This window comes from Micromonospora sp. URMC 105, from assembly GCF_051386295.1.
Lineage (GTDB): Bacteria > Actinomycetota > Actinomycetes > Mycobacteriales > Micromonosporaceae > Micromonospora.
The window spans coordinates 1-5186 of record NZ_JBPQTL010000170.1 but is presented as its reverse complement, the minus strand read 5'-3'; the positions used below and the strand labels follow the sequence as shown (position 1 = coordinate 5186).

The following is a 5186-nucleotide window of genomic DNA, read 5'->3' as shown; positions in this document are numbered from 1 at the left end:
CCCCCCCCCCCCCCCCCCCCCCCCCCCCCCCCCCCACACCGGCGTGGCGCTCGGGCGGGCGGGCGTGCGGCGCTCGGGCGGGCGGCTCAGCGGGACGGGCGGCGGGTGGGTCGGATCCAGGTCCAGACGCACCAGGCGAGCCAGGCCAGCGACACCGCGGCGGCCAGCGGGCGCAGCCGCAGCGCGTTGAGGGCCAGGACCAGCGCCAGCACCGCCAGCCACGGCAGCAGCCCCTTCATGCCCGGTGCCCGAGGACGCGGGGGCGGACGGCCGGCGACGGTCGCCGGGCCGGGCGGGGACGGGCCGTCGGTGCAGGGCCGGCGGTCTGCGGCAGCGGCCCGGTGGCCGGGTCGACGATGGAAGTGATCACGGTGGCCTCGTCCGTCGGTGGGGTGGACCGATCCTGTCACGGGACGGACAGGTGAACGCACGGCGATCGACTTGACGCACCCCGCGAGCAGGAGGAAGGTAAGTCTGCCCTAAGTTAGCTGAGGCAACCCTTACCACTGGTCGGACGGCGGAGCGGCCGCCGCCGACCGACCTGCCGCCGCGCCTGCACCCGCCTGCTCCGAGGAGAACGACACTGATGCGTACCACCCGCTTCCTGGCGCTCGCCGCCGCCGGCGTCCTGACCGTCACCGGCGTGAGCGCCTGCAGCGACAGCAAGGAGCAGGACGGCGCGAAGGGCGCCAACGCGGTGAAGGTCAAGGCCTCCGACACCACCTGCGAGGTCGACGTCACCGCCCTCGACGCCGGTCAGGCGACCTTCACCGTCACCAACTCCGGCAGCAAGGTCAACGAGTTCTACGTGTACGCCGCCGGCGACCGGGTGATGGGCGAGGTGGAGAACATCGCCCCGGGGCTCAGCCGCGAGCTGCGCGTCGAGCTGCCCGCCGGGACGTACGAGACCGCCTGCAAGCCCGGGATGAGCGGCCGGGGCATCCGCGGTGCGCTGAAGGTCAGCGGCACCGCCGCGACCGTCGCCCCGGACGCCGCGCTGGCCCAGGCCACCGCCAGCTACCAGCGGTACGTGGCCAGTCAGACCGGTGCCCTGCTGACCAGGACCGAGGAGTTCGTCGCCGCGGTCAAGGCCGGCGACGTGGCCAAGGCCAAGGCGCTCTACCCGGTGGCCCGCACCTACTGGGAGCGGATCGAGCCGGTGGCGGAGATCTTCGGCGACCTCGACCCGAAGATCGACGGCCGCGAGGAGGTCATCGAGGAGGGCATGGAGTTCACCGGCTTCCACCGGATCGAGAAGGACCTCTGGACCACCGGCGACATCAGCAAGGACGGCCCGATCGCCGACCGGCTGCTCGCCGACGTCAGGGAGATCGTGGCCAAGGCCAACGCCGAGAAGCTCAACCCGCTCCAGCTCGCCAACGGTGCCAAGGAGCTCCTCGACGAGGTCGCCAGCGGCAAGATCACCGGCGAGGAGGACCGCTACTCGCACACCGACCTCTGGGACTTCAACGCCAACCTGGAGGGTTCGAAGGCCGCGATCTCCGCCCTGCGGCCGGCCCTGGAGCAGCGCTCGCCCGAGCTGGTCACTCAGCTCGACACGGAGTTCGCCAACGTCGAGCAGGCGCTCGGGCAGCACCGGGCCGGCGACGGCTGGAAGCTGCACACCGAGCTGAGCAAGGCCCAGCTCAAGGAGCTGTCCGACAGCATCAACGCCCTCGCCGAGCCGGTCAGCAAGGTCGCCGCCGTCGTCGCCCGATGAGGGCCGGTCCCACAGGAGAACGGATGAGCGAGCAGCACAGCGCGGCCACCCCGCCCGCCCGGGGCCGGTTGTCCCGGCGGCGGGCCCTCACCCTCGCCGGGGTCGGGGTCGCCGGGGTAGCCGGCGTCGCCGCCGGTGCCGGCGCACTGGCCCGCGACGCCGACGAGGCGGTCGCCGACAACGTGGCGGCCGGCGCGGTGCCGTTCCACGGCGCGCACCAGGCCGGCATCACCACCCCGGCGCAGGACCGGCTGCACTTCGTCGCGTTCGACGTGATCACCAAGGACCGGGCCCGGCTGGTGGCGCTGCTGCAGGAGTGGACGGCCGCCGCCGCCCGGATGACCGCCGGCCGGGACGCCGGGGTGATCGGGGCGGTCGACGGCATGCCGGAGGCGCCGCCCGACGACACCGGCGAGGCGCTCGGCCTGCCGCCGTCGCAGCTCACCCTCACCATCGGCTTCGGCCCGACGCTGTTCCGCGACGCGCAGGGCCGGGACCGGTTCGGCATCGCCGACCGGCGGCCCGCCGCCCTGGCCGACCTGCCGCACTTCGCCGGCGACGCACTGCGCCCGGAGATCTCCGGCGGTGATCTCTGCGTGCAGGCCTGTGCCAACGATCCGCAGGTGGCGGTGCACGCCATCCGGAACCTGGCCCGCATCGGGATGGGCGTGGTAAGCGTCCGCTGGTCGCAGCTCGGCTTCGGGCGTACCTCGTCGACCTCGCGCGACCAGGCGACGCCGCGCAACCTCTTCGGCTTCAAGGACGGCACCGCCAACCTCAAGGCGGAGGACGCCGGGCTGCTGCGCGAGCAGCTCTGGGCGCAGCCCGGTGACGGGCCGGAGTGGATGACCGGCGGGTCGTACCTGGTCACCCGGAAGATCCGGATGCAGGTCGAGACCTGGGACCGCACCTCGCTGGTCGAGCAGGAGCAGATCGTCGGGCGGACCAAGGGCGTCGGCGCGCCGCTGGGCCGCCGCGACGAGTTCGACGAGCCCGACTTCGACGCCAAGGGCGACGACGGGCAGCCGCTCATCGCCGACGTTGCGCACGTGCGGCTGGCCCACCCGAGCCGCAACAACGGTGCCCGGCTGCTGCGCCGGGGCTACAACTTCGTGGACGGCTCCGACGGGCTGGGGCGGCTCGACGCCGGCCTCTTCTTCATCGCGTACCAGCGGGACCCGCGCAAGCAGTTCGTGCCGATCCAGACCCAGCTCGCCCGCAACGACGTGATGAACGAGTACCTGCGGCACGTCTCCAGCGCGCTCTTCGCCTGCCCGCCCGGCGTCCGGGACGCCGCCGACTGGTGGGGCCGCTCGCTCTTCGCCTGACCGGCCTGCCGCCGGTCAGGCCGGGGGCGCCGGCGTCGCCCGGGGTGCCGGGACCGCCGGGCGCAGACCGTCGGACGGCGCGGGGTCCGGGCTCTTTCCGACGGGTACGGCGGGCGCGGCCGGAGCCGGTGCCAGCTCGGGCCAGAGGCCGGCGGTGAGCGTACGGGACCGGCGCAGCCGCAGCGCCCCGCGCCGGTTCCGTTCGGCCAGCACGGCGGCGAGCAGGAGCGCCTCCGGTACGCGGGGCGGCGGTGGCGGCGTCGTCGCCGCGGCCACCTCGCTCCACAGTGCCCGCCCGAGCAGGGTCCGGGACGGCTCGGCGAACCGGTGCGCCCGGGTCAGGTACTGCCGCACGGCCAGGGCCAGCGGGTCGTCCAGCCGGGTCAGGTCCAGGTTGACCGCCCAGCCGGTGAGTGGCGGGACGATCATCGGCGCCGGCAGCCAGGGTTGCTGGGTGCGGGTGTGCACCACCATCGTGCCGGCCACCAGGTCGCCCAGCCGCCGGCCGCGCCGGTCGGTGAGCATCGCCGCCACGCCGGCCACCCAGCTCAGCAGCGGCAGCACCAGGCCGGGCCACTCCACCGCGACCCCGACCAGCGCCCGGCTCAGCGACTGCCGCACCCCGACGGGGCCGCCGTCGGCGCTGACCACGCGCAGCCCGACGGCCATCTTGCCCGGGGTACGGCCGTTGTTGAAGCGTTCGAAGAGCACCGGGTAGCCGACCAGCAGCAGCACCAGCAGGACGGTCGCCAGGGCGTTCAGCAGGGCGCCGTCCATGCCGGGCAGGGCGTTGAGCGACAGGCCCGCCAGCGCCATCGCGAGCAGCAGCACCAGGACCAGCTGGACCGTGACGTCCAGCAGCAGCGCCAGCACCCGGGAACCCAGCCGGGCCGCCCGCACGTCCAGCTCGACGGCCTCACCGCTGACCAGGCCGGCGTCGGCGCCCGTCGGGGACCGGTCGGCCGCGCCGATCGCGGCGGGCACCGGTGGTTGCGCTCTCACCCGCACAGTGAACACTATGAGCGCCGGACGGGGGAGGACGAGTGGATCTCGACGCGTACGTCGCCGAGCACCAGAACGAGTGGCGGCGGCTGGAGCAGCTCTGCGACCGGCGCCGGCTCGACGCCGACGAGGTCGACGAGCTGGTGGCGCTCTACCAGCGCGCCGCCACCCACCTGTCCGCGCTGCGCAGCCGCTCACCCGATCCGGGGCTGGTGAGCCGCCTCTCCCAGCTGGTGCTGCGGGCCCGGGCCCGGGTGACCGGGCGGCGCCGTCCGTCCTGGTCCGCGGTCACCCGGTTCCTCACCGTCGGCTTCCCGGGCGCCGTCTACCGCGCCTGGCCCTGGTGGTGCGCGGTGGCGACCGGGTTCAGCCTGCTCAGCGGCTTCCTCATCTGGTACGTCGCCGGCCACCCCGACACCGCCGCGGCGTTCATCGGCCCGGAGGCGGCGGCCGACCTGGTCGAGTCCGGCTTCGCCGGCTACTACACCGAGTTCTCCGCGCCGACCTTCGCCTTCCACCTGTGGACCCACAACGCGTGGATCGCCGCCCAGTGCCTGGCGTCCGGGGTGCTGGTCGTGCCGGTGTTCTACCTGCTCTGGCAGAACGCGCTGAACGTCGGCGTGGTCGGCGGCGTGATGGTCTCCTACGGCCGGGCCGACGTCTTCTTCGGACTGATCACCCCGCACGGGCTGCTCGAACTGACCGGGGTGTTCGTCGCCGCCGGGGTGGGCCTGCGTACGGCCTGGGCGTGGATCTCGCCCCCGGTGCACCTTACCCGGGCCCGCGCCGTCGCCGAGGCGGGCCGCTCGGCGATCCTGGTCGCCGTCGGCCTGGTCGGGCTCTTCGCGGTCGCCGCCCTGCTGGAAGCCTTCGTCACCCCGGCACCCGTGCCGATCCCGCTCCGCGTCGGCCTCGGCGCCGCAGTCTGGCTGGCCTTCCTCGGCTACGTCGTGGTCCAGGGCCGCCGCGCCGTCGCCGCGCAGTCCCCGCCCACCGACCACCCCGACCCCTGGCTGGCCGAACTCTGGCCCTCCACCGACCCCACCCGCGCCTGGCACCCAGCCAGGGTTGCTGGGTGCGGGTGTGCACCACCATCGTGCCGGCCACCAGGTCGCCCAGCCGCCGGCCGCGCCGGT

At 74.5% G+C, this 5186-nt stretch carries 5 protein-coding genes; 3 read left to right on the top strand and 2 right to left on the bottom strand.

Features of this window, described 5'->3' with window-relative positions; genetic code table 11:
• Nucleotides 1–86: 86 nt before the first annotated feature.
• Entirely contained in the window at nucleotides 87–239 is a 153-nt protein-coding gene (locus tag ACSNN7_RS28515) for a hypothetical protein (RefSeq protein ID WP_436684144.1), read from the bottom strand.
• Between the two features lie 347 nt (nucleotides 240–586).
• On the opposite strand from ACSNN7_RS28515, the gene efeO reads away from it, so the two are divergent.
• Nucleotides 587–1720 carry an iron uptake system protein EfeO gene (gene efeO, locus ACSNN7_RS28510; protein WP_436684143.1) on the top strand — a complete coding sequence of 378 codons (1134 nt, stop codon included), beginning with the start codon at nucleotides 587–589 and terminating at the stop codon, nucleotides 1718–1720.
• A gap of 23 nt (nucleotides 1721–1743) precedes the next feature.
• The gene (gene efeB / locus ACSNN7_RS28505) at nucleotides 1744–3048 is read left to right on the top strand and encodes an iron uptake transporter deferrochelatase/peroxidase subunit (RefSeq protein WP_436684142.1); all 1305 of its coding nucleotides are present in this window, start codon (nucleotides 1744–1746) and stop codon (nucleotides 3046–3048) included.
• A 15-nt stretch (nucleotides 3049–3063) separates the two neighbouring features.
• Here efeB and ACSNN7_RS28500 read toward each other — a convergent pair whose 3' ends face one another.
• A complete protein-coding gene (locus ACSNN7_RS28500; RefSeq protein WP_436684141.1) occupies nucleotides 3064–4050 on the bottom strand; it encodes an RDD family protein in 987 nt (328 codons plus the stop codon).
• Nucleotides 4051–4091: 41 nt separating this feature from the next.
• Between ACSNN7_RS28500 and ACSNN7_RS28495 the strand changes: the two genes are divergently transcribed.
• Nucleotides 4092–5186, top strand: a 1095-nt coding sequence (locus ACSNN7_RS28495; RefSeq protein ID WP_436684140.1) for a stage II sporulation protein M, incomplete at its 3' end; no start/stop codon positions are given.

Excerpts from the sequence above, each read along its gene's own strand:
- efeB (WP_436684142.1), top strand. The coding sequence starts at position 1,744 with ATGAGCGAGCAGCACAGCGCGGCCACCCCGCCCGCCCGGGGCCGGTTG.
- efeO (WP_436684143.1), top strand. The coding sequence starts at position 587 with ATGCGTACCACCCGCTTCCTGGCGCTCGCCGCCGCCGGCGTCCTGACC.
- ACSNN7_RS28515 (WP_436684144.1), bottom strand. The coding sequence starts at position 239 with ATGAAGGGGCTGCTGCCGTGGCTGGCGGTGCTGGCGCTGGTCCTGGCC.